19 protein-coding genes are annotated in these 23,613 nt (G+C 48.7%); 11 read left to right on the top strand and 8 right to left on the bottom strand.

Translation table 11 applies throughout. The annotated features are described in order from the left end of the window. Positions 1–41 precede the first annotated feature (41 nt). The 9 genes from G499_RS18185 to G499_RS18180 all read left to right on the top strand — a co-directional run bounded on the left by G499_RS18185 (position 42) and on the right by G499_RS18180 (position 10,681). Entirely contained in the window at positions 42–2,270 is a 2,229-nt protein-coding gene (locus G499_RS18185) for a DUF5916 domain-containing protein (RefSeq protein ID WP_051295792.1), read from the top strand. Positions 2,271–2,400: 130 nt separating this feature from the next. Then, a complete protein-coding gene (locus G499_RS0100425; RefSeq protein ID WP_026998308.1) occupies positions 2,401–3,177 on the top strand; it encodes an exodeoxyribonuclease III in 777 nt (258 codons plus the stop codon). Between the two features lie 147 nt (positions 3,178–3,324). After that, positions 3,325–4,800 carry a PP2C family protein-serine/threonine phosphatase gene (locus G499_RS0100420; RefSeq protein WP_026998307.1) on the top strand — a complete coding sequence of 492 codons (1,476 nt, stop codon included), beginning with the start codon at positions 3,325–3,327 and terminating at the stop codon, positions 4,798–4,800. 21 nt (positions 4,801–4,821) lie between these two features. Further along, positions 4,822–6,084: a GAF domain-containing protein gene (locus G499_RS0100415; RefSeq protein WP_026998306.1), complete on the top strand. Its 1,263-nt coding sequence runs from the start codon at positions 4,822–4,824 to the stop codon at positions 6,082–6,084. Continuing rightward, on the top strand, positions 6,081–6,923 hold the full coding sequence (locus G499_RS0100410; protein WP_026998305.1) for a hypothetical protein: 843 nt from the start codon (positions 6,081–6,083) through the stop codon (positions 6,921–6,923). The genes G499_RS0100415 and G499_RS0100410 overlap by 4 nt, the downstream gene beginning before the upstream one ends. Before the next feature lie 7 nt (positions 6,924–6,930). Beyond that, positions 6,931–8,736 carry a GAF domain-containing protein gene (locus G499_RS0100405; RefSeq protein ID WP_026998304.1) on the top strand — a complete coding sequence of 602 codons (1,806 nt, stop codon included), beginning with the start codon at positions 6,931–6,933 and terminating at the stop codon, positions 8,734–8,736. 74 nt (positions 8,737–8,810) lie between these two features. Then, a complete protein-coding gene (locus tag G499_RS0100400; protein ID WP_026998303.1) occupies positions 8,811–9,044 on the top strand; it encodes a hypothetical protein in 234 nt (77 codons plus the stop codon). Positions 9,045–9,114: 70 nt separating this feature from the next. After that, complete coding sequence (gene gldB, locus G499_RS0100395) at positions 9,115–10,161, top strand: gliding motility lipoprotein GldB (protein ID WP_051295791.1); 1,047 nt, start codon at positions 9,115–9,117, stop codon at positions 10,159–10,161. Continuing rightward, the gene (locus G499_RS18180) at positions 10,154–10,681 is read left to right on the top strand and encodes a GNAT family N-acetyltransferase (protein ID WP_051295790.1); all 528 of its coding nucleotides are present in this window, start codon (positions 10,154–10,156) and stop codon (positions 10,679–10,681) included. The genes gldB and G499_RS18180 overlap by 8 nt, the downstream gene beginning before the upstream one ends. 329 nt (positions 10,682–11,010) lie before the next feature. On the opposite strand, the gene G499_RS20780 is transcribed toward G499_RS18180, so the two are convergent. Continuing rightward, a complete protein-coding gene (locus G499_RS20780; RefSeq protein ID WP_051295789.1) occupies positions 11,011–12,336 on the bottom strand; it encodes a M15 family metallopeptidase in 1,326 nt (441 codons plus the stop codon). Positions 12,337–12,759: 423 nt separating this feature from the next. Here G499_RS20780 and G499_RS0100380 point away from each other — a divergent pair, with 423 nt between their 5' ends. Together G499_RS0100380 and G499_RS0100375 are read left to right on the top strand one after the other, a co-directional pair. Then, the gene (locus tag G499_RS0100380) at positions 12,760–13,308 is read left to right on the top strand and encodes a cob(I)yrinic acid a,c-diamide adenosyltransferase (RefSeq protein ID WP_026998300.1); all 549 of its coding nucleotides are present in this window, start codon (positions 12,760–12,762) and stop codon (positions 13,306–13,308) included. 48 nt (positions 13,309–13,356) lie between these two features. Beyond that, positions 13,357–14,430 carry a branched-chain amino acid aminotransferase gene (locus G499_RS0100375; RefSeq protein ID WP_026998299.1) on the top strand — a complete coding sequence of 358 codons (1,074 nt, stop codon included), beginning with the start codon at positions 13,357–13,359 and terminating at the stop codon, positions 14,428–14,430. A gap of 200 nt (positions 14,431–14,630) precedes the next feature. Here the strand turns inward: G499_RS0100375 and G499_RS0100370 are convergent, their stop codons facing one another. From G499_RS0100370 to G499_RS18175, 7 genes are all read right to left on the bottom strand, one after another. Beyond that, positions 14,631–15,086, bottom strand: coding sequence for a hypothetical protein (locus G499_RS0100370; RefSeq protein ID WP_026998298.1), 456 nt, complete (start codon positions 15,084–15,086; stop codon positions 14,631–14,633). Between the two features lie 7 nt (positions 15,087–15,093). Next, positions 15,094–15,741, bottom strand: a complete 648-nt coding sequence (gene upp / locus G499_RS0100365) for a uracil phosphoribosyltransferase (RefSeq protein ID WP_026998297.1) — start codon at positions 15,739–15,741, stop codon at positions 15,094–15,096. Positions 15,742–16,044: 303 nt separating this feature from the next. Further along, on the bottom strand, positions 16,045–16,347 hold the full coding sequence (gene hpf, locus G499_RS0100355) for a ribosome hibernation-promoting factor, HPF/YfiA family (protein ID WP_026998296.1): 303 nt from the start codon (positions 16,345–16,347) through the stop codon (positions 16,045–16,047). A gap of 71 nt (positions 16,348–16,418) precedes the next feature. Then, on the bottom strand, positions 16,419–17,312 hold the full coding sequence (locus tag G499_RS0100350; protein ID WP_026998295.1) for a tyrosine-type recombinase/integrase: 894 nt from the start codon (positions 17,310–17,312) through the stop codon (positions 16,419–16,421). 79 nt (positions 17,313–17,391) lie between these two features. Beyond that, on the bottom strand, positions 17,392–17,589 hold the full coding sequence (gene rpsU / locus G499_RS0100345; RefSeq protein ID WP_026998294.1) for a 30S ribosomal protein S21: 198 nt from the start codon (positions 17,587–17,589) through the stop codon (positions 17,392–17,394). Positions 17,590–17,713: 124 nt separating this feature from the next. Then, the gene (locus G499_RS0100340; RefSeq protein WP_026998293.1) at positions 17,714–18,349 is read right to left on the bottom strand and encodes a hypothetical protein; all 636 of its coding nucleotides are present in this window, start codon (positions 18,347–18,349) and stop codon (positions 17,714–17,716) included. Positions 18,350–18,447: 98 nt separating this feature from the next. Beyond that, positions 18,448–23,613, bottom strand: a 5,166-nt coding sequence (locus tag G499_RS18175) for a PKD domain-containing protein (RefSeq protein ID WP_035726152.1), incomplete at its 5' end; no start/stop codon positions are given.

Genomic DNA, 23,613 nt, shown 5'->3' with positions numbered 1-23,613 from the left:
TACCAAACACCACTTAACACAGAGAAGTATTCTCTACACCTATGATGTCCCCCCCACATACACCTTGTCTTTTAGGGCTGCTGCCTTTATTTTTGGTCGGTTTTTTTTGTCAAACGCTCATCGCCAAACCCAAACCACCAGGCGACAACCGTGAGCACTACCGTCTTTCTACCCAATACATCAGTGGCGAAATCAAGATTGACGGCATCTTAGAAGATACTTGGCAACAAGCGCAAGTAGCCACAGACTTTTGGCAACAGTGGCCTGCTGATACGGCATTGGCCGAAGAACGGACAGAAGTCCGCATCTTATTTTCGGACGAGATGCTCTATATCAGTGCGATATGCTATGGAAAGTCACCCTATGTGATTCAGACACTCAAGCGCGATGTGGGTCATTGGGACAGCGAGGGGTTTGCCTTAGTGCTTGACCCGATGAACCAGCGTTCTAACGGTTTTCTTTTTGGGGTCAATGCAGGCGGCGCTCAAATGGAAGGGCTCATTACTGTCAACCGATATGCTGAAGAGTGGGATGCCAAGTGGTATTCTCAAACCCGCCAATACGAAGACCGATGGGTGGTAGAAATGGCCATCCCTTTCAAAAGTTTGCGCTATGACCCCAATATCGAAGATTGGGGAATCAACTTTATCCGCAACGACATCAACCACAATATGTACTCTACTTGGGCGCGGGTTCCCCTACAAATGGAGCCTTTTGACCTAGGCTTTACCGGCGCAATACATTGGGATCGCACCCCGCAGGTCAGCAAAGGCAATGTTGTCTTGATTCCTTACCTAACCGGAGGCTTCAACCGTGATTTGGAAGGCGACGCGGGCACAACCTATACCCGCAATGCCGGAATGGATGCCAAGATTGCCATTACCCCTACCCTGAACCTCGACGTAACAATTAACCCAGACTTTTCGCAAGTAGATGTAGACCGTCAACAGACCAACTTGACGCGCTTCAGTCTATTTTTCCCTGAGAGGCGCAATTTCTTCCTCGAAAACAGTGACCTATTTGCCAACTTTGGCACTAATCACGTACGCCCGTTTTTTTCGCGCAGTATTGGCCTGCGCAATGGGCAACCAGTCGATATTTATGGGGGTTTGCGCCTCACGGGCAATGTCAACAAGGGGCTGCGTATCGGGGTAATGGATATACAGACTGCCGAGCGAGGCGATTTTGCTAGCCAAAACTATTTTGTGGCTGCTTTTCAACAGCGGGTACTCAAACGCTCCAGCATACGAGGGATTATGATCAACCGCCAAGCTACCTCCAATCCAGAGGGCTATACCGAAACGGCCTTCAACAGAGTAGCAGGGCTAGAGTTTCAATTTGTATCGCCAAACGGCAAACACCGTTCGGCAGCACGCTATCACCGCTCCTTCAACCCCGAACCAATGAAAGAGGTAGAGTATCATGAGGCTTTTTATGCCTATGATTCGCGCAACTTTTATGTGGGCGGAGCTTGGGAGCGCGTAGGCGACAACTACATCACCGATATGGGTTTTATCCCTAGGCTCTACAACTTCAACCCTGATACTGACGAGGTAGTGCGGCTGGGGTTCACACGTGGCAGTATGTGGAGTGGATACAGTTTTATCAGCAAACACAGCCGCATCATCAACCAACACGGGCCGCAGGTTTGGAAAAACACCTTTTGGCTGCTCGACGGGCAGTTCAACGAACACGATAGTGGCCTTGGATACCGCGTTCGCTTTCAGAATACCTCAGGGATTTGGGTAGGGTTCAATCATAATGCTGTCCAACTGCCCTTCCGCCTGAATCTCATCGGCGGCGACGAGCTGCTTCCGGCTACTTATTACGACTACCAGCGCGTCAATGCGGAATATTGGAGCGACAACCGCAAAGCGGTGGCGGGCAGTGTATTTGTCAATGCCGGTGGTTTCTATAACGGAACCTTACTGACCTATGGAGCCAATATGCGCCTGCGCACCCAGCCTTGGGGTAACTTCAGCATCAATTACAGCCGCAACGAAGTAAGCCTGCCAGAACAATTTGGGGCTACCAACCTTGACCTGATGGGCGCTACGGTAGAGTTTTCTTTTTCTAATACGATGTTCTGGACTACCTTCTTCCAATACAATACCCAAATCAACAATGTCAATATCAACAGCCGCTTCCAGTGGCGCTTCAAGCCGATGTCTGACTTGTTCATTGTGTATACAGACAACTATTTTGCCGATTTATTCAAGATACGTAACCAAAGCCTGATTCTTAAAATCAGCTATTGGCTGAACATATAGTTTGGAAACTGCGGATGGTTTGAGTACTTTGTCATCGAAATAAGGCCGACTCCTACAAGCTCTTGCGGGTCTTTTGCCGTAAGGCTTGTATGGTTTTTGGCTAATAATCGGACCACAACTCCACCACCGCATGAAAGTCATCAGTTATAATGTCAACGGCATCCGTGCAGCCATTCAGAAAGGATTGATAGAATGGCTACGCGCCTCCCAACCCGATGTGCTATGCCTTCAAGAAATCAAAGCTACCGAAGCACAAGTCCCTGTTCAATTATTTGAAGAGCTAGGCTACACCCATCATTACTGGCACCCTGCTACGAGCAAGAAGGGATATAGCGGTGTGGCTATTTTATCCAAAACAGCCCCTAGGGCTGTCCAAATAGGTTATGGAGACTATCCACACCCCTTGGGCGACGCTGAGGGGCGCGTCATCCGCGCTGATTTTGACGGGGTCTCGGTCATGAGTGTCTATATGCCTTCGGGCTCTTCGGGGGTAGAGCGCCAAGTATTTAAGATGGAGTGGAATCACGCTTTTTATGCATATATCCAACACTTACGCCAAAGCCACCCAGCGTTGTTGATTTGTGGTGATTATAACATTGCTCACCAAGAAATAGACCTCCGCCACCCTAAGGCCAACGAAAAGACCTCCGGCTTCTTGCCCGAAGAACGTGCTTGGCTGAGCAACTTCGTCGCGTCTGGCTTTGTGGATACCTTCCGACACTTCAACCAAGAGCCACATCAGTACACTTGGTGGAGCACCCGTAGCAATGCCCGCGCCAAGAATGTGGGCTGGCGCATTGACTACCATATGGTAACAGAAACCTTACGTTCCACACTAAGGAGAAGCATCATTTTGCCAGAAGCTCAACACTCCGACCACGCCCCCATCTTACTTGAATTGCAATAGTTTTGTCGAAAAACCCGTGTGCCGTATGCATTATGGCCAAAAGTTTGTATATTGGTAACCAATAACAGAAGGGCAATAAAGGGGGATTGTTCGTCAAAAACCTTACACCGCCTACATTTCATTGTAGCAGCTTATCCACACACTTGCATGGCTATCATCACCGACTATTGGGACACCACCTCCCAAGACGAAGTAGATACTCAGTGGCTTGAAAAAGCCCTTAAAAACTACAGCGCCACCCTTACGGCACACCTTTCTGATGAGCTGGAAGCATTTGGTCAGGTGATGATTCATTATCTGGCACAAGCCACCCGCAGCTTTCGGGCAGTGCTCTTTGTGGCCAACCAAGAAGAGGGGGAGCTGCAAGCAGTGGCGGCTTATGGCTGCCGAATAGATGCCTTGGCCCAACAAACCTACAGTTGGGGCGAAGGTGTAGTGGGGCAGGCGGCGCGTTCGCGCAAAAGTATCATTTTCGAAGACCTCCCCCCACAACAAAACAGCATCGCCCTTTCTACCCTTACACTTAATATCCACAGCATTTTTACCATCCCCTTGGTATTCAATGAAATTGTGTATGGGGTGCTGGAGTTGGTGTATGTCAACCCGCTCTCGGGTCGTAACCGCGCCTTGCTCGATGCCGTAATTCCGACGAGCGCCACCATGCTCGAAAGTATTGCCAACAATACCCGTACCCGGCGTCTGTTGGAAGAAACGCAAGCCCAAAAAGACCGCCTCCACATTCAAGAGCAAGAGTTAAAAGAAAACCTAGATGCGCTCAACCAAATACGGAATGCACTTTTGGAGCAAAATGAGCAGATTGATACGGCTTTTAAGGAACTTGAAAAAAACAATGACCGTATCGTAGCTAGTATCAGCTATGCCCAGCGGATTCAACAGGCTATCTTGCCCTCAGAAGAGCGGTTAAAAGATATTTTTAACGAATCTTTCATTATTTATCGCCCCAAGGATGTCGTGTCCGGCGATTTTTATTGGTTTGGAAGCCCCGCCTTCAGCCAAGAAGAGACCTACTTTGTGGCCGTGGTAGACTGCACTGGCCACGGCGTGCCCGGTGCTTTTATGAGTATGATTGGCAATACCTTACTTAACCAAAATATCATCGTCAAAAACCTAGACCAGCCCAGCCAAGTATTGGCCGCCATAGACGAAGATGTGCGCCAAGGGCTGAAACAAGCCGAATCCAACAACCGCGATGGGATGGATTTGCTGCTCTGCAAGTTGATTCCCAAAGAAAATGGGTATTATGAACTGACCTTTAGCGGGGCTAAATGCGATCTTTACTATGTCAAAGATGGCCAACTAGGCAAGCTCCGTGGCGACCGTCGCTCGATGGGAGGCGCACAACCCAACCTCAAAGTCAAATTTACAGACCAAGTTCTTACGCTCAAACACGGCGACGCACTCTACCTCACCACTGACGGCTGGCTAGACAACTGCAACCTACAACGCAAACGCTTTGGCAATAAACGGCTGGAAGACTTGATTATAGCGCATCACCACCAACCGCTAGATATCCAAAAAACGATTTTTACGGAAGCCTTGGAGGCTTTCCAAGGCGAACAAGAGCAGCGTGATGATATTACCCTGATGGCCATCAAACTATAACCACTAAGCCCTATACCTACTATGTCCGATGCCTCTGCAAATCCATCACCCCCCCTTGACGCAGCTTCTGAGTGGAGCGAACAGCAAGTAGCACTCGCCCAACAGGCTTGGCTCGATGCACAACTTGATGCCCTAGAGGGTTTGCTGCGCACCTATTCCAATGACTCCCTCGATGTGTTTGCCCAAAACCTTATCCGACATTTGGGCGACTTGACAGAGGCCTTTGCCGGAGCATTTTATGTGTGCGATACCCAAAACCAAACATCACTGACATTCAGCGCCGGATATGCTGCTCATCAATCGCTGACCGAAGCGCCAGCCTTGGCCTATCAGTGTCTGGAGCAAAAAGAGCGCATCTATCTTGAAGACTTGCCAGGCGAGTACCTAAGCTTTGAACGTCCCGATATTCAAATCCGCACTGCCGCCATTATTTTCTACCCTTTGTTGTTTAATGAAGAAGCTTTTGGCGTATTGGAGTTCTCTTTCTTACGACCGTTAGAACGACGACACCGGCGGCTACTGCGGCAAATCAACAGCTCTATTGCGGCTATTCTCAAAAATAAGCTCAACACACACCGGATGGAGCGGCTCTTGGGCGAAATGCAACAACAAACCGAACAACTGCGCGCACAGGAGGAGGAGATGCGCCAAAATATGGAAGAACTACAAGCTACCCATGAGCAAATGGAAGGTTTGCTGGCCGAAAACCAAGCACGTGTGTTGGAGCTTCAAACCATTATGCAGGTATCTGAGCTGCTCAAAGAAACCCACGACATCACCGAAACGGCCAGCCAAGTAGGGAGTATCTTGTTCCAAACATTAGCCCACCACAGAAACCTCTACCTAACCATCGCCTATGGCAGTTGGACAGCGCATTTCCCCAGTGAGCACACCCCCGCCATCCCAACTAATAGCATTGCCAAACAAGCTCTACAAACCATCGACGGACAGTCTGGATACATTCAGGTATACAGCCCCAGCGCTTCTACGCAACTATTGGCCAAAGAGCAACAAAACCTGCTGACGGTAATCACGGCGATGCTGGAAGGCTTTTTTAATAAAACCTTGGCGCAAGACTTCTCACAACAAATACGCCTTAAGGAGCAAACCCTACAAGACAAAGCACAGGAACTGACCAAGGCCGAAAGTAAGCTCAAAATCAGTGAGCAAATCATCGCCAAAGCACAACAAAAAACCAAACAACGCGACCAAGAGCAGAAAGCCGAAATAGCAGCGCTCAAAGCCGAAATAGCCACCCTAAAAGCCCAAATCGCTGCGCAATGATGATGACGATTACGCCTCCCGATAGCCATCACACAAACACCGCTGCACTGAATGAAAAAGTACAGCACCTCAACGCTGTCATGCGCCGCTACCAACAGGTATCGCTAGGAGAGTTTGCTACGCACTTCATCAACGCTATGGCAGAGGAGGTAGAGGCTTGTGTGGCTATGATTTATGTATGGGAGGAGAGCAATGCGGCCTTTGCTTGTGTGGGTACGTATGGCTGCCCAATCGAAAAACTCCAACAAATAGCCTACACACAAGGCGAAAGAACTGTAGGACAAGCAGCCAAAAGCCAACGCATATTGTACTACGACCAACTCCCTCCGAAGCACCTCCTCCATCCGGGTGCCTCCATACAGCTGAGTATTTGTAGCCTGGTATTTGTGCCTATTGTAGCCATAGAGCGGTGTGTAGCCGTAATAGAATTGCAATTTGTAAAACCACCCCCACCGCTGTTTTTTCAACTCATTGAGCGTATGCAAGAAAGTATCGCCCTGATGCTTGAAAGCATGCTCAACAAACTGGCTATAGCCAGTGCGCTCAATCAGGCACTGCAACAAAACATTCAGTTGCAGCACAAAGAAGAACAGCTGCGCCACCAAAACGAAGCCCTGCAAGCCCAACAAGCTAGGCTCGACCAATACCTAGCCGATATACAGCTCAAGCAAGAGTTTATGGAATCCAGTATCGCCGAACAGGTAGCCGCACAAGTAGCTCAAGAAACTACCAAGCTACAACAAGAAATCAATGACCTCAAAAAAATGTTGGCACAAAAACAACAAGCCCTAGAGGATCTACAACTGAAACTAACCCAACAACCTCCACAAAATAGCTAAGCACATTATGGATACCCAAAACCTCCAAACACCCGAAGAGCTAACCCAAGAGGCTGAGTATCAACGTAAGCTGTGGGAAGAGAAGAGTCTGAGTACTTTTGATGACACACTGCGGGTCAATTATGCCAAATCACTTCAGGAGTTTTGTGACATATTGCTCGAAGAGCTGGCTATGTTTACCAATGCCTTTAGCGGTGTGTTGTATCTATATAACCGCGAAGCACAAAAAGCCGAGGCTTATGCCACCTATGCTTGTGCATTGGCCAAGCTCCCCCAACAGGTATATGCGCTGGGAGAAGGAGTAGTAGGGCAGGCCATCGCCTCCGAAAAGCACTTATTCTTCGATGGCATCCCCGCCAAAAATGTAACACTCTCACACACTACAGGCCAGCTACAGGCTGTGTGTATACAGGTAATGCCCCTGATTTTTGGAGGAAAAACCTATGGCGCTGTGGAGTTGGTTTATATCCACCAACTCGAAAAAAAATACCGCCAAGTTTTGCCCAAAATGGCCGCCAATATGAGCGCCGTGCTCGAAAGCCTTATCAACAATGACCTCAACAAAAAACTCTTAGAAGAAAGTCAAGCCAAGGCCGAAGAACTATTGGCACAAGAAGAAGAAATGCGCCAAAACCTCGAAGAGCTACAAGCTACCCAAGAGGCGCTACAAGAGCAAAAACAAGCCCTAGCTGACCAACAAGCACTCTTGGCTGTAGCTGAAAAAATGGCACAAATGGCCGGCTTTGAAATCAATATAACGACTCAGGAGCTGTTTCATTCACCCAACTTGGCTACGCTGTATGGCTACCCCGAAGGAACGGAGCTCCAACTAGATGACATTAACAATATCATACACCCCGAAGACAATAGCCTCCTATATGATTTGATTCCTCAGGCCATCGCAGATGCCCAAGACCAAGTCTATAAGTATCAGTTTAGGCTAAAACACCCTACATTTACAGACTGGAGGCACTTCCAGGCATCAATCCGCATAAACAAAAACAGCCACGACCATGTGATGGTTATCGGAATGGCACAAGATATCACCGAACGTGTACAGCGTGATATTGAAATGCAGGAAGCCTACCAACGAGTACAAGCCTCTGAAGAAGAGCTACGCCAAAACCTCGAAGAGCTACAAGCTACCCAAGAGGCCATGGCCAAGAAGCAAATTGAGCTCGAAAAATATAAAGACCGCCTCGAAGCCAACGAACAAATCTTGACCAAGGCGCTCGAAAAATCAAAGGCCAACGCAGAAGCCCTCAAAGCATCTGTAGAAGCGCAGCAAGCCGCCGAAGAGGAGTTACGCCAAAACCTCGAAGAACTACAAGCTACCCAAGAGGCCATGCGCGCCAAACAAGAGGAACTAGAAAGATACAAAGACCGCCTCGAAGCCAACGAACAAATTTTGGTCAAGGCGCTCGAAAAATCAAAGATCAATGAGAAAGCGCTAAAAACTTCGGTAGAAGCACAACACGCCGCCGAGGAAGAGCTACGGCAAAACCTCGAAGAGCTACAAGCTACCCAAGAGACGATGCGGCTTCGACAAGACGAACTAGAAAAGTATAAAACACGGCTCGAAGCCAACGAACAAATTTTGGTCAAGGCGCTCGAAAAATCAAAGGCACAAAAAAACCTTTTTGAAGCCAAGGCCAAAGATCTCGAAACAAGCGAGGCAGTGCTCCAAGCCTATATAGAAGAATCAAAAATCAAACAATATGAGCAAGACCTAGGGCGTGCTAAGCTCTATTTTCGCTGCAAATACCTCGAACTCACCAATCAGTATCAGGCCTTACAGCTCAAGTCATCTTGATGTATGCTAAAAAAAATAGCAAGTGTTTTTATTTTTAGCGTAAATAATTTATTTTTGCTAAAAATACATTCGTTATGAAGTCTATCAATACATTGTTACAGCGTATTTGGCGGCCACGTCACCACACTGCTCCCCAAACCACCAAGGAAACGCTACGACTCTCCGTACAGGAAATGCGCTTGGTTAGTTTGGCCTTGCTCAGCTACCAACAACGTCTAAACTACGAGGGGCAACACCCTCAAGCCAAAAGGGTTGATAAACTTGATCAAAAATTTTATGCACTCTTATGTGCCTTAGATAAGGACTAATACAAACCACAAAAAAATGGGCTAAATTGTGTATTTTCGCCTCTCCACAAACCCTACCCCATTCGCCCTAATGCGTCATCAAACAACCTTATCCCGTTACGTTCGTTTTGGCCTCTTTTTAGGCATCAGCCTGTGTTTGTTAACCCAAACATCCTGCAATAATCAAGATGCTTGCCAGTCAGACCCTGCGCTAGAGGCCATTCCGCTCAATATCAACATCATCCGCCTCGAAAACCAGCTTTTTGCTGACAAAAGCCCTCAAGGCTTGCTCCAACTGCTACAAGCGCATCCCGAATTTGCCCGCGAATACCTCAAAGAAGGCAAACAAATCCCTGATTCTGTCATCGTGGCTGTGCTCTCCGATATGGTCAATAACCCTTATCTCGACACACTCTACCAAGATGTACGCCAGGCCTTTGCTGATCTCTCAGAACTGGAGGCCGAACTTACCTTGGCGCTCAAGCGTGTCAAACAAGCCTTCCCCGATTTCAACCCACCCAAAATATACACCACCATCACCGGCCTTCGGGCGTTTTATGGCAACGATCTCTATGTTTCGCCTCGGCTGATGGTCATCAGTCTCGATTTTTTCTTAGGCGAAACCTCCCGCTACCGCCCACCCGATATGCCGCTCTACATCTGGAAGCGCTACCGCAAAAACTACATTGTTCCGACCTTGATGCTGGCACTCTCCGCCCAATTCAACCAAACAGAAGTACAGAAAGACCAAACTGTACTAGCCGAAATGATTGATTATGGCAAGGCCTACGAATTTGTAAAATCTGTCGTGCCTTGTACACCTGATTCTATCATCGCCGGCTACAACAGCGAAGAAATGCTCCGTCTAGACCAAGAAGAGAACAAAAAGCTGATGTGGTCTCATTTTATTGAGCGCAATGTGTTTTATAGTACCAGTCAACTGACCAAAAGCGCCTATCTCAACGAACGACCCTATGTAGCCGAAATAGGCAATAAAGCCCCTGGGCGTTTGGGTCGATGGCTGGGTTGGAAAATAGTACAGAAGTACCGACGCAAAACAAAGACCTCTCTGGCCGAACTGATGGCCACACAAGATGCCAAGGCGCTTTTTATAGAATCTGGTTACAAAGGTGAATAATACATCCCCCCTACATCTCCTCGAAATCATCCCTTGTACGCCCAAAACCCTCCCGCTCATCAGCGAGGTGGGCGTGCGGGCTTATACTGCCGTCTACCGCTATCTTTGGGATGATGCCGGCGCATACTATCTCCAACATCATTTTTCGGCAGCAGTATTTGCCCAAGAAGCCACACAAGCCGAAGTACAATTTTATGGCATTTATTGGGAAAACACCCCTGTGGGCTTGCTAAAGCTCAACCGTAACCGTCCGCAAGCCCGAAGCTTGGAACTAGAACGCCTCTACCTCATCCCCGAAGTTACTGGCAAGGGGCTTGGCACAGCTGTGGTCAACTACTGCAAGGCCGTCGCCAAAGCCGAAGGCTTTGAGGCAATATGGCTCAAGGCGATGGACAGTAGCCCTTCGGTAGATTTTTATCTCCGGCAGGGGTTTAAAAAAACAAACCACGTCCGTATTCCCTTTCCCCATTTCCTGCCCCAGTATCGTGGGGCTTGGGAAATGTGCTGGCAAGTAGCTTAGAGCTCAAGAAGCTGCCGTACTTTATCAATATAGGTAGCGCCAGTCGTGATTTTGCTTTGTGGACGGTCTTGCAATGCCAAGATGTATTGACATATTGGACTAGGCCGGCTTGCGCCAAAGCGCAGCAGAAAAATAGGAGTAGACAGGCGTTTCTCATAGTAGTATTTTGACTGTTGTTTTAGACAAAATACGGGAGCTAAGGTCTCAAGAGAAAGCATTTTCTGACCAACCGAGTAACGGAAGGGCTAAACTTGGCTATAGAAGGGATGAGTTTAATATGGGGGCAGCGCTGCCGCTGTTATGGTGTCATACTCCGGCAGGGCTTGAGCTTACTCCGTCCGCAAGCCTTCCCCTTTGACATAACGCTCGATAACCCTCAGTTGAGGGGCAAGTTCTTCGCCGACAAAGCCCCGAAGGTCATCATAGCTGATTTCTGAGAGATACTCTTGTAGGCAGACATCAGCTACGGGCATATACGACCAATGCCAGCGTTCTTCGGCATAGGCGCGCTCGTGCCCATCAAAAACTTGATAAAAGCCAAATTCACGGGCATGGCGCAACAGCCAATCATATACTTTCTTTCCTTCCCCTTTATCAAAATAGCTATTGGTGAGATGGTTGAGGTCTACATCTGTCCCCCAGTGGTGTCGTGAGATACCCGGCATAGAGCTATAAACCATAATATTTTGCGCTCGGCTGATACCATCGCCTTTGAGCTTGCTCCATTTATAGTTCCAAATCATAGCCTGTTGCTCAAAAGTGCGCATTCCGGAGATAATGCTAAGCTTGACCCCATCGCGCAGCGCTGCCTCATACATCCTTGAAAAGGCCTCATATGCCTCGCGGTGCATATACATTTCGGCCTTGGGTGTATGCTCGGCTCTCACTCTCACAAATAAGGGATGGGCTGCCGGGTAAGTCTTCCCCAACAAAAAGGCCTTGTTGTACTTTTGTTTGAGGGCGATGCGCTCCATCGCTTCCGCTACTTGTGGTGCGTCGGGGTATTGGCGGACAAAATCCTGATAAGCACTCAGCTTGTTCGACAAACACGCCTCTGCATAGGCCCAACGATAGCGCTCTTGTTTGGCCTGTATGACGGGTTCGGCTTCGGGGAAGCTCTGTATAAACCACTCATAGGCATTGGGCTCATCAAGGGCGCACACTTCGGTAAATACGCGTTGGTGATACGCAGAAGCAACCACAGGAGCCCAGCGTGTGTTGGCGCAGGCCTCCAAAAAATGTTCGTATAGCTCTGTACGGTCTTGAGCAAGTACCTGTGCGTGCCAGTAGGCATACAGACTGTCATAAATCAAGGCTCGGATAGGCGGTACTTGTTCCCAGTGTGGCGTATATTTTTGGAGGATTTCGCGGTCGGCGGCCACCAACCTATCCGGTACATTCTGAATGTACTCAAAAGCCCGCCATCGATCAAAACCTGTAGATGTTTGACCCGAATACATCAGCGCCAAGCCATAGTTGGCCAAGGGCTGGCAAGCATCCTGCCTGAGTATAGATTCAAAAATTTGATGTGCTTGCGCATAATTGGCTTTAGCCAATTGTTTGAAGCCTTTTTTAAGGTCTTGCGCTACAGCCGGTGTTTGCCAAGCCAACACGATGGCCAGAGTACTTATCCAAAAAACAAATCGATATTTCATAAAAACCCTCCCAAGCTAAATACTTCACTGTTTGAAAAGAGCTAAACTTCTTTTCTCAACAATCAATTGATTATATTCGCAAACATTGCCGGACTTGAGGATGGATTCCACCCTGTTTAACGCAAAATAAAGGGGAAAGATTTATGCTTCATAAGGGTTTTGTGAGAAAATATACGCCACATCCGCCACAAGCTCCGAATCGAGCCAAACTCAATCAGTATAAAATTTTGAAAAATGCGATAATTAATACATTTTGTTTTTTGTTATTAAAAGTATGCTCTCCCCATAACACCTCAATTGTCAGATAAGCCAAATAAATATAAAATAATTGCAAATAAAAGCAGGAAAAGTTATATTTGTACCGATTAAAAAGAGCCGGTCAATGTATGGGGAGGCTCTTGCCTGCTTTTATCATCACACATTATGAAGATATACACCAAAACCGGAGATAGCGGACAGACCTCACTCATTGGGGGTACGCGTGTGTCCAAAGCCCATATCCGCATTGATGCCTACGGAACTGTAGATGAGTTGAACTCACACATCGGTTTGCTGGGCGACCAAGAGGTCAATGCCAAGCGTAGTACCTTGATTCGGGAGATTCAAGACCGACTCTTTACCATTGGTTCTAGTTTGGCTGCCGACCCGGACAAGTCGGCTCTGAAATTGCCCGATTTACGCGAAGAAGATATTCAGCTGCTCGAAGAGCAGATAGATGAAATGCAGGCACAGTTGCCGCCTTTGCGCTCCTTTATTTTGCCCGGAGGGCATCCTGCCGTCTCAGTGGGGCATATTGCCCGCTGCGTTTGCCGACGCGCCGAGCGTGCTGTCATCTTACTCCAACAAGAAGCTTTTGTGGCTCCCTTGGTGGCGCAGTACCTCAACCGCCTGTCGGATTATTTGTTCGTCTTGTGTCGCCAGATGCACCAAGAACTAGGTGTAGACGAAATACCCTGGAAGCCTAGAAAGTAGCACGTCGCCTACTTGGCTGTTATGAAATACCACTGATTGTTTAACCCCATGATTGATACCTTGTCTATACATATCGAACCCGTAGCTGCTTCGCGCCTGCCAAGCGTCGATTTTGAGAATTTGGCCTTTGGCCGAACTTTCACCGACCACATGTTTATGGTCGATTATAAAGAAGGGCAGTGGCAACAACCCCGCATTGTACCCTATGGCAACCTGCCTATGAGCCCGGCTACAATGGGCATTCACTATGCCCAGTCGATTTTTGAAGGGATGAAAGCCTACCGCAGCCCCGAAGGTAAGAGCTTGCTTTTCCGCCCGCTCGAAAATGCCCGCCGCCTCAATCGCTCTGCCGAGCGGATGTGTATGCCGACCTTGCCCGAGGAGCTGTTTATGGAAGGTCTTACGCAGCTTCTGCGCCTTGACCGTGATTGGATTCCGGCCAGAGAGGGGTATTCGCTCTACATCCGTCCATTTATGTTTGCGGCTGATGAGTATGTCGGCCTGAAAGTATCTGATAATTACCGCTTTATGATTATTGCCTCGCCGGTAGGGTCTTATTATGCTGCGCCGCCCAAGGTCAAAATCGAAACCAAGTATGTGCGGGCTGTCAAAGGGGGGGTAGGTGCTGCCAAAACTGCCGGCAACTATGCTGCCTCACTATACCCCGCGCAACAAGGGCGCAATGAAGGGTATGACCAGCTTGTTTGGACAGACGGACTGACGCACCAGTACATCGAAGAATCAGGAACGATGAACTTGTTCTTCCGCACAGGCGAACGCGAATTGCTTACGCCTACCCTCACCGACGGCACCATCCTGCCCGGTATCACTCGCAGCAGCATCATCGCGCTGGCAGGCCAACAAGGCTACACCGTTACCGAACGCCATATCAAAGTAGCCGAAGTAATTGAGGGCTTGAGCAATGGCACCATTCAGGAAGCTTTTGGAGCAGGTACAGCCGCTGTCATTAGCCCTATACAGCTTATCGGCTACGAAGGCCAGCAGTTTCCCCTGCGCTCACACGAAGAGGGTAGCCTCGCTCTAACACTCAAGCAACAACTGACCGACATCCAAACCGGCAAAGCCGCCGACCCCTTTGGCTGGGTTTATGAAGTAGTCTAACCCCACCATATGCATACTATCAATTGCCAAGGCCTTCACAGGCTTTGGCTTTCTTATACTCAATGAAAATTATACCAAGATTTACTTGAGTTGAAGGTTGAGGATTAACAGCGTTTGATTACCAAAGGCTTTCAGGGTATATATTTCCCAAACCAATTTTGATTGGGTATAAACAAGTTCTAAAAGGCAAAATACAAGCATTAGCGCCCAATCAAGCGCAAGCTGACATCGCCCAACAGGTACACCAGTGTAGCCTCGCCTACCGCCCAAACCACCGCACTAAGGAACATATACCACATAATCCTATGCCAGCGCTCGTTGAACGACACAGCCACCAAGGTTCCTCCTATGGGTGTGAGAAACAGGGGCGACAAAAAAGCAATCCCCAACAACCCATAGCTACGCCAAACACGTACCAAACGGCGCGTTCGTTTGTTGAATAGCGGCGGCTTACGGCGGCGCAACTTGCGGATAAGGAACTTGACAAATTCTGAAGCAAAGCTTACAAAAATAACCGCTATCATCATCCCAAGAACCACACAAAGCACGGTTTCGAGCCATGACAAACGCAGGGCATACCCTGTGATGACTCCAAACAAAAACTTGATGGTTCCGAGCAGTACTACACTGCTGTACTTCGCCAATTGTTCGAACATATCCGCACTAATCTAGTTTGCTCCCAAAGGCTAAATCTCCGGCATCACCTAGTCCGGGCACGATGTAGGCCTTGTCGTTGAGGGTCTCATCGATATCGCCTAACCACAGTTTGGCTTCAGGCATCTCCTGTTGTATGAGCGCTACCCCTTGCCGGCTGGCAATGATGGCCGCTACATGCCACTGTGCGGGCTGGCCATATTGGCGTAATACCTCCATAGTACTCAAGAGCGAGCGCCCAGTGGCCAACATAGGGTCTGCTAAAATGACAACCCTGCCTTCTAGGTTGGGGGTAGTTAGATAGTGTTGTTCTATTTCAAAAGAATGGTCGGCCTGCGCTCGTCCACGATACGCTCCTACAAAGGCGCTATCAGCCTCGTCGAAGATGCGCAGCATCCCTTCGTGCATAGGCAGGCCCGCCCGCATAATGCTGACCAATACTGGGTGCTGGACAAGCGTTTGGGTTTGTTTTTGCCCTAATACCGTCGTGATTGTAGTCGTTTGGTAAGCCAATGTACGCGAAATTTCATAGGCTAGCGCCTCTCCAATACGAGAGAGGTTGTGCCGAAATTGTCCACGATGTTGTTGGCTGCGGTGGTCGCGCAAAGCTGCCAGCCACTGATTGGCCACAGAAGGGGTTTGGGTCAATACAAACATATAGAGGTACCTTCAATAGGAGATTTTCACACAAAAAATAATGGTTTCATAAACCACGGGCAAAGATACAAAATCTGTAGTCAAGTATTCCCTGTATGGCATCTCGGTGGGGGCTTTGACATCAAATTGATTCACAGCCAATACGGGTCTGTTGAGCAGCTTTGGCTCTGATAACAGGTCGAGGCATCAGCAGCCCCCTGAGACAAGACCCTGATAGCCAAATTATTCCACAAAAAAGGCCTCCTAGTACATACTAAGAGACCTTGAGATATATTTCATTGGCAGCCCTGTGGCTGTCGATGCTTAACGGACGCTATTTTTTTCTTTGTGTTTTTTGATTTGGCGGCGCAAGCTTTCGACGGCTTCGTCGGTAGCTGCCTCAAAAGAGATGTCTTGTTGTTTGGCAAATAAAGTTGCGCCCGGGATATTGAGCTTGATTTCCACCAATTTGTTTTCCCGACTGTGCTCTCCTTTATCAATCCGTAGAAAGACCTCACCGTCGATAATGCGGTCGTAAAAGGTTTCGAGCTTGCTGCTTTTTCTTTGGATGAAGTCGAGCAGTTTTTGATCAGCATCGAAGTGCACGGAATGAATTTGCAGTTTCATAAGCTTTAGAGTTTAGGTGAAAAAAAAGAACCGCTAAGCCTGTGCAGGGAAGCCTTCGAGAGGCAGGTAGCTTAGGCTTTAGGGTGCGCTTGTTGGAATACCTCTTGTAGGCGCTCCAACGAATTTTGTGTATACACTTGCGTGGCTGCGAGGCTACTATGCCCCAGCAGGTTTTGGATAGCTTTCAGGTCAGCTCCTTTGTTGAGCAAGTGAGTGGCAAAAGAGTGCCTCAATACGTGAGGGTTTTTGGCTTCTTGGGTAGTTACGAGGGCGAGGTATTTGCGTACAATCTCATAAACGAGTGTTTCGTGGGGAGCCAACCCAGTATCGCTCAATAACAAGAAATCGTGTGGGGGCAGGTTTAGGTCTTCCACGGTGCTTGCCCTGGCTTGGATATATTCCGCCAGTAGAGGCAATAAGTTGTTGTGTATAGGGATGAGGCGTTCTTTGGCTCCTTTGCCCAATACTTTGAGCAGCTTACGGCTCAAATCAACATCTTGTATACGAAGTTGTAACAATTCGGCAACCCGCGCCCCTGTACCATAGAGCACCTCCATCACAATACGGTCGCGCATCCCCCAGAAGTCGCTAGCGAAGTGCTGCTCATCTTCTAAGAGCGCCAGTAATTTGTCAGCAGTAACGAACTCGGGTGTTTTCTTGGGGGTTTTGATTGAGCGCAATTCGGCAGCTGGGTTACGTTGGATGTACCCCTCACGGTGCAAGAATTTGTAATAAGAGCGCAAGGTGGCGATTTTACGGTTGATGGTAAGTGGGTTGGCTTCTTTTTCGGACAGATGCGCCACCCACCCTCGCAGCATATAGTATTCTGCTGCTAGAGTATCGCCTAGCTGATGTTGGTCTTCAAGATAGCTACGAAACTGAACCAAGTCATTTTTATAAGAATACAGGGTATGTTGGCTGTATCTTTTTTCGTAGCGGATATAATTGAGGAAAGATTCTAGCATAAGTTAGGGTTATGGCGGGCGGTGTCGTGTGCCGCTCATAACACTAACTTAACACAAAAAAACGAGGAATAAAAATGTTTTAAGCATTTTCTGCATTGCTGCGCATACGCTCGCGATAAATCGCTTTGAGTTTGGTAGTGCGCTTGCGTACAGAAGGCTTTTCGTAGTAGCCACGTGAGCGAACACGGCGCAGTATGCCAGTGCGTTCGAATTTTTTCTTGAAACGCTTAAGCGCCTTGTCGATAGACTCGTTTTCTTTAACGGTTACGATAATCATATTAAGAAGATTTTATTGGGAATGATACAATGCTTTTATCCGCCGCTGATGCTGATAGGGAGCATAAGGGGTGCAAATATACAAAGATAATTGGCGATACGCAAGCGAAGTTGGAAAAGTTATCTCAGTTCCAAGAAGTTGTGCGTAAAATTTGGCACATCCGCTCAAATCCTCTGCGCTGAGGTTCGGTAGCACCTTGGCGCTTCAGGCTTTGGGTATAGGCTAGAGCCAGTTTTTCAAAATCAGGGGAGCGCAATCGCCAAGCCACGACCTGCCCTCGGAAACAGCGATATTGTTGGTTGTGGATATAACGACAGGGCTTATCGGGGTCGGTATTGAGCAACTGATGGAGGTATGTCAGCGAGTCACAGGCTTGCATCCAAGGGAGGGCTTTCTGGAGGAAAACCTCTTCTATTTGGTTACCAATGAGTTTGATTTCGCTTTCGTGGTTGATTTCGTAGCGTAGGTAAGGCTGCTCTAGGAGCTTGCCCAATGAGGTTTGCAGGGTTGCTGTATCAGCGCGCAAGCTCATCGGAATTTGCATAAACTGTGTAGCCCACTGTTCGATGTGATGATGCCGAACCCCAAAGTTGACCTCAACCTTACATACCCCTTCATATAAACTTACTGAAGGAATAAGACTCCAAAAACCTTGGTCGGTATTTCGGCGAAATTGTTGTTGGTGATTGAGGAGGCTAAACCCTTGTTGGTACATCCAGTCGGCAAGGGCAATGAATAGCTTCGGGGCGATATTTTCCATAAAAAGGCGGTGTCTGGTGGTGTTGGTCTATACTCCTCCAACACCACCGCCCCTCGAAAGGTTTGGCCTTTGGGGCAGTGGTGTTTGACCGCTTGTTATCAACGGGCAATGACGAGACGTTGATACAACCTTGTTTTGGAGGCTGGATGCCAAAGCTCTACGAGGTATGTGCCGCTGGCGACGCGTTCGGCATTCCACACCCAGCCGGCCTCCTCGGCGAGGAGGGTACCTTGTTCAATCAATTGTCCATTCAAATCCATAATTCTCCATTCAAAGTTTTTGCCTGCCGCTTGGTCAAAGCCAATGTAGACTTTATTTTGCGTTGGGTTGGGATATGCTTTGAGCTGAAGGCTCTCCGCAGCGCCTTCGGTCGCTGTAACGGTAGCCACACGCAGGTTAATTCCATTCAAGCCTTGTATGGCAGCTTGGTATACAGCCGCGTTGCGGTCATCTTGTACGAAGACGATGACAGCCAGCTGAGCAGGGTCGCGTACGTTTTGGAGGTTCCACATTCCTTGGAAAGTCTGTGTTTCGTTGGCTGTCCAAGGGTTTTGGCGGAAGGTTCCAGCGGCAGAGGGAATCATTTTGCGCAATACATTGCGATATACCATCCCGCCGACATTGACTTGCCGCTCTACGACGGCGATGTGTACCACGGTCGCATTAGCGATGTCTTTCAAGGCCCGTACCTGAGCCTCAACACGAAGCATATCGTCCAGACTGTTGCTCAGATCTATATTGATTTCAAAATCCCCTTCTTCGAGTGTTTGTTTGGAGAACTGCGCTGCGCCCCATCCTGTAGAGAAAAGTGTATTTTGGATATTGCCATCAATGGCAGTTCGGGGAGTAGTGCCTACGCCATAAAACAGTGCTCGGGCGCTGGGGTCGGCGGGGTTGTCTTGGTTTAGCGCATCTTCCCCGGGGAAGTTGGTATGGTAGGCAATCCGTATTACTTCGTTGCTGGTGGGGCTTGGGAAGTTGTTAATAAAATCATCTTCGGTACGAGCCCCTGCATTGCTGATATTGGTAAAATGCTCTAACAACACCACTCGATTGCGTTCGCCAATAAAGAAATCATCAAAGGCAAACCCATCAAATGTAATGCCTGCCGGGTTATCCGCATTGCTACCAAAGGCAATACGGAACCTGACCGAGCTAGCGCCATTGCTAATCATTGCATTACGGACAGCGTCAAGGCTAAACTTGGCTTCTTGCCAGTTGGGATTTGCATTACCACTCCAACCCACGATTGTCCCTTGCCAAGTCTGTTGGGTAGGGCCTTGTTGGCCGGGGTTGCCCAAGATGCCGGCGCGGTTATACCAGTTGATCCCATCATTGAGCGTACCTACTACCTCCCACGTCAGCCCATCATTGATGCTATAGAGCATTGCCGCTCCGTCTGCGGCAGCATCAGTATCGATGGCAATTTTCATACTGACAATAGGGCGCTGTAGGGGGATGATATTGAAACAAGGACTCTCGACATAAGAGCGCTCTAGGTTGTTGTAGGTTCCGGTGAGGTTAGTAACCCACGCATTGCCATTATTGGGGATAATGCGTGTACCAGCGGGGGTACCTAAGGCCCAACTATTGTTGTCTCCTCCACTGACCCAGCCGGCGGCTCCACCATTAAAGCCTTGGAAGTGAGGGTTGGTAGGAGTAACCATAATATCAGGGAAAATCGTAATCTGACGCTGTATTTGAGCATCACATCCGGCTCCAGTACTGATGCGCAGCGTTACGGTATAAGTACCAATACCGGCATAGGTGTGCGCAGGGTTTTGGTGAATGGCGGGGTTGCTGCCGCTCAAGATTGTACCGTCGCCAAAATTCCACTCCCAAGTACTAATGGCCGAAGGAGCCGGCACTGTTGATAGGTCTGTAAATTGGGTAGCACTGCCTAAGCAAAGATTCGTAGCGCGAAAGTTGGCAACCGGCACTCCGGAGATGTTGATAACTTTACTGATCGAAAAGCTACACCCTGTAGTATTGGTGGCCGTCAGTACCACTGTAAAGTTACCTAATCCTGTATAGGTTTTGCTTGGGTTTTGGACATTGGCTCCTGTACCGTCGCCAAAGTTCCAAACAAATGACCAACTTGGGGCTAGTCCAGTGGCCGTAGGCGTAAACTGAATCACCTCCCCAAGGCAAGTTCCGCTGAATGTAAAGTCCAAATCTACGGGGGCAGGATTGATTGTAATGGGTTGAGTAACCGTGGCATTACATCCTGTGGCGGTAATGCTTTCGGTGAGTGTGAGTGATGCCGGGCCTGTGGCATTCCAGTTTACGGTGATGGTCGGGTCAGTACTAGAAGTAGTAATCACTCCACCAACGATATTCCATTGGTAGGTAGCCCCTGCGGTAGCCCCTACACTGTAGGTTTTGTTTGACTCTTGCCCACAAACTGTAAAATCTCCTGAAATGATGGGAGCAGGAACCTGATTGACGGTTACATTGCGATTGTCAGTAGTGTTACAGCCAGTAGCGGTAGTGGTTTGGGTAAGGCTCACCTGATGTGTTCCTAGGCTTGTCCACTGTATGGTAACACTGCTATTGTTGGCGGGGCCGATAATTGTACCAGCACCGGCGGGGCTTATACTCCAAGCATAGGTATCCCCTGCTACTGCGGGAGTGGTGTATGTGGTAGTTTGATTGAAACAAACACTGGCATCTCCTGAAATTATAGGTATCGGGCGGGGGTTTTTGGTAACATTGTAAGGTGGGTAAGTAGTGATACAGCCCGTAATATCATTAATCTCTGTTAGCGCTACACTACTTGCTCCGGCAGCGCCCCAAACAACCGAGATTACATGCGGTGTACTGGGGTCTACAGTTCCAGCGCCTCCCGAAACACTCCAGAAGTACGTTCGGTCAGCTATAAGAGGAACACTGTATATTTCTGTAGTGTTGGCACAGGCATTTTGATTGCCACTAATCGTACTATTAGGCAATGGGTTGACTGTTACATTACGTGTATCAGTTCCTTCGCAGCCGTTGCCCGTTTGTACAATGCTAACGGAACCAGCACCCACAGTATTCCAAGTAACATTGATATTAGGGGTTCCCTGACCACTGCTAATGGTTCCTCCTACAACACTCCAAAGGTATGTGTTATCGGCCTGAGGAGTTACCCGATACTCTACGCTATTCCCTACACAGGTTGTTACTGCTCCCGTGATGTTGGGGGTGGGGACTGGGCGTACTGTTACGGGAACATTGCGGGTTTCTGTTATTGGTGATACACACAAACCAATAAAACCAGTAACGGTATAAGATACAATAATAGTAATGTTAAAGTCTCCTACACCTGCCGCAGCAGGATTAAAAGTATAGCTCCCGGGTGAACCACTAATACCCGGTCCACTAATGGTATAGCTGTTTAGGGTATAGTTACACAACCCTACCGAAAAAGTATTAGGGAAAGTAGCAGGGTTTGGCGTAAGAGACCCGCTGGCCGGGGCATTGAAGCAGTATATCGCATCCAAGCCGGAGATGGCTGCGTCTGGGTCAAATACTGTGATAGTGATATTGGCGCTGGCTGTACAACCATTACCATCCGTATAGCTATATGTAACGGTATGGATGCCTACCCCTGCGATATTAGGGTAAAAATTAGCGCTAAAAACTCCCGGCCCGCTATAGTTACCTACTGACTGAACAACCCCGTCGCGTGTGCCGCCAAAGGTACTGCTGTCTGATAAGGCTACTGGGGTAGTTTGTGTTCTTGGAAAAACTGTTGTAGGTGGTGCTACGAAGCCTACATCAGGCAGTGGGTTGATGCTAATACTCACCGCCGGTGAAGTATAAGTACATCCGCCTTGAGTTACTTCTACAGTATAATTACCGGCTAATAAAGTCGTGCTAGACAACACCCTGTCGGTGCCATTGGCAATTTCCACCCCATTCCTCAAAAAACGATAATTCGCTGCTCCTGTGGGGAAAGCGGTGAGCGTGATATTTTGGCCTGCACAGGCTGTTGTTGCGCTGGCATTCAAGAACGGATTGAAGTTATTGACCGTTACCGCTACGCTGCTGGCGGCGGTACAGCCTTGGCTATCCGTAACAATCAGGGTATAGCTGGCGCTGCTGGTAGGGCTGGCTGTAGGGTTGGCTATGTTGGGATTACTCAAGCCTGTTGCCGGAGACCAGCTGTAGGTATAAGGAGCTGTACCGCCTGTGGCTGTTCCGTTGAGGTTGGTACTTCCGCCATTACAAATCGAAACCGGTGTGCCGGCGTTGGCTGTAAGGGCAGGGTTGCGTGTTATGGTAACAGCGCTCGTAGCCTGACAGCCATTAGCATCAGTTACAGTAAGGGTATATGTTCTGGCAGCAGCTGTCAGGGTTACTGTTGGATTAGCAATATTGGTGGCGCTCAAATCGGTTGCTGGTGTCCAGGCATAGGTATATCCGCCGCCACCGCCGGCAGCGCTGCCGCTCAAAACAGCATTCTGCCCAAAACAAACTGTCAAATTGCTGCCTGCATTGGCCAGAAGCTGTGGAAATACTGTTACGGTCGATTGTGCTGTACTTGTACAGCCATTAGCATCGGTTACGGTAAGGGTATAGGTGATAGTACTGGTAGGGTTGGCCACAGGGTTGGCTATGTTGGGGTTGCTCAAGCCTACTACTGGTGTCCACGCATAGGTATATCCTCCACCTCCACCGGTAGCACTGCCATTGAGGGTTGTATTGGCTCCAAAGCAAATGTCTCTATCGCCGTCAGTGGCAGCAGTTGGTGGATCATTGACAGTCAAGGTGATAGCGTCACTATCTGTACAAGAGCCGGCTGTAACCGTAACCGTGATTGTTCCAGTATTGACAGTATTGGGTACGTTGTAGGTTCTCGATGGACCATCTTGCAATACTCCTTGGGTGCTATGCTCAAATCGGTAGTTGGCTGCGCCCGCCGGAAAGGCTGTAAGCACCAATGGTGTACCTCTACAAATAACATTGGTAACACTGGTACTGGCCAAGGCCGACACAAGGTTTACCACAGTAATGTTTACTACTGTAGGTGTACTAGCACAACCATTGGCATCGGTTACCACTACTGTATAGCTAGCTGTTCCTGAAGCGCCAGGAGTAGCCACCGGGTTGGCCGCTGTAGCGCTGCTCAGCGTCCCGGCAGGTGTCCAGAGATAAGTATAAGGACCTGTGCCACCTGTTACTGTGGTGTTCAGCGTAGTGCTCTCTCCAACACATATCGTCGCATTGGTCGGCGTGATGGTTACCGTCGGTCGGGGGTTGACCGTAATCACCACATC

Origin of the sequence: Eisenibacter elegans DSM 3317 (assembly GCF_000430505.1) — a bacterium.
GTDB classification, from domain to species: Bacteria; Bacteroidota; Bacteroidia; order Cytophagales; family Microscillaceae; genus Eisenibacter; species Eisenibacter elegans.
The sequence above is the reverse complement of the archived record's forward strand: the minus strand, read 5'-3'. Positions and strand labels throughout refer to the sequence as shown.

Bases quoted from the DNA above. Each gene is read 5' to 3' on its own strand.
- G499_RS0100415 (WP_026998306.1), top strand. From the start codon at position 4,822: ATGTCCGATGCCTCTGCAAATCCATCACCCCCCCTTGACGCAGCTTCT.
- gldB (WP_051295791.1), top strand. From the start codon at position 9,115: ATGCGTCATCAAACAACCTTATCCCGTTACGTTCGTTTTGGCCTCTTT.
- G499_RS0100370 (WP_026998298.1), bottom strand. From the start codon at position 15,086: ATGTTCGAACAATTGGCGAAGTACAGCAGTGTAGTACTGCTCGGAACC.
- G499_RS0100420 (WP_026998307.1), top strand. From the start codon at position 3,325: ATGGCTATCATCACCGACTATTGGGACACCACCTCCCAAGACGAAGTA.
- G499_RS0100410 (WP_026998305.1), top strand. From the start codon at position 6,081: ATGATGATGACGATTACGCCTCCCGATAGCCATCACACAAACACCGCT.
- G499_RS0100380 (WP_026998300.1), top strand. From the start codon at position 12,760: ATGAAGATATACACCAAAACCGGAGATAGCGGACAGACCTCACTCATT.
- upp (WP_026998297.1), bottom strand. From the start codon at position 15,741: ATGTTTGTATTGACCCAAACCCCTTCTGTGGCCAATCAGTGGCTGGCA.
- hpf (WP_026998296.1), bottom strand. From the start codon at position 16,347: ATGAAACTGCAAATTCATTCCGTGCACTTCGATGCTGATCAAAAACTG.
- G499_RS0100350 (WP_026998295.1), bottom strand. From the start codon at position 17,312: ATGCTAGAATCTTTCCTCAATTATATCCGCTACGAAAAAAGATACAGC.
- G499_RS0100405 (WP_026998304.1), top strand. From the start codon at position 6,931: ATGGATACCCAAAACCTCCAAACACCCGAAGAGCTAACCCAAGAGGCT.
- rpsU (WP_026998294.1), bottom strand. From the start codon at position 17,589: ATGATTATCGTAACCGTTAAAGAAAACGAGTCTATCGACAAGGCGCTT.
- G499_RS0100425 (WP_026998308.1), top strand. From the start codon at position 2,401: ATGAAAGTCATCAGTTATAATGTCAACGGCATCCGTGCAGCCATTCAG.
- G499_RS0100375 (WP_026998299.1), top strand. From the start codon at position 13,357: ATGATTGATACCTTGTCTATACATATCGAACCCGTAGCTGCTTCGCGC.
- G499_RS0100340 (WP_026998293.1), bottom strand. From the start codon at position 18,349: ATGGAAAATATCGCCCCGAAGCTATTCATTGCCCTTGCCGACTGGATG.
- G499_RS18185 (WP_051295792.1), top strand. From the start codon at position 42: ATGATGTCCCCCCCACATACACCTTGTCTTTTAGGGCTGCTGCCTTTA.
- G499_RS20780 (WP_051295789.1), bottom strand. From the start codon at position 12,336: ATGAAATATCGATTTGTTTTTTGGATAAGTACTCTGGCCATCGTGTTG.
- G499_RS0100400 (WP_026998303.1), top strand. From the start codon at position 8,811: ATGAAGTCTATCAATACATTGTTACAGCGTATTTGGCGGCCACGTCAC.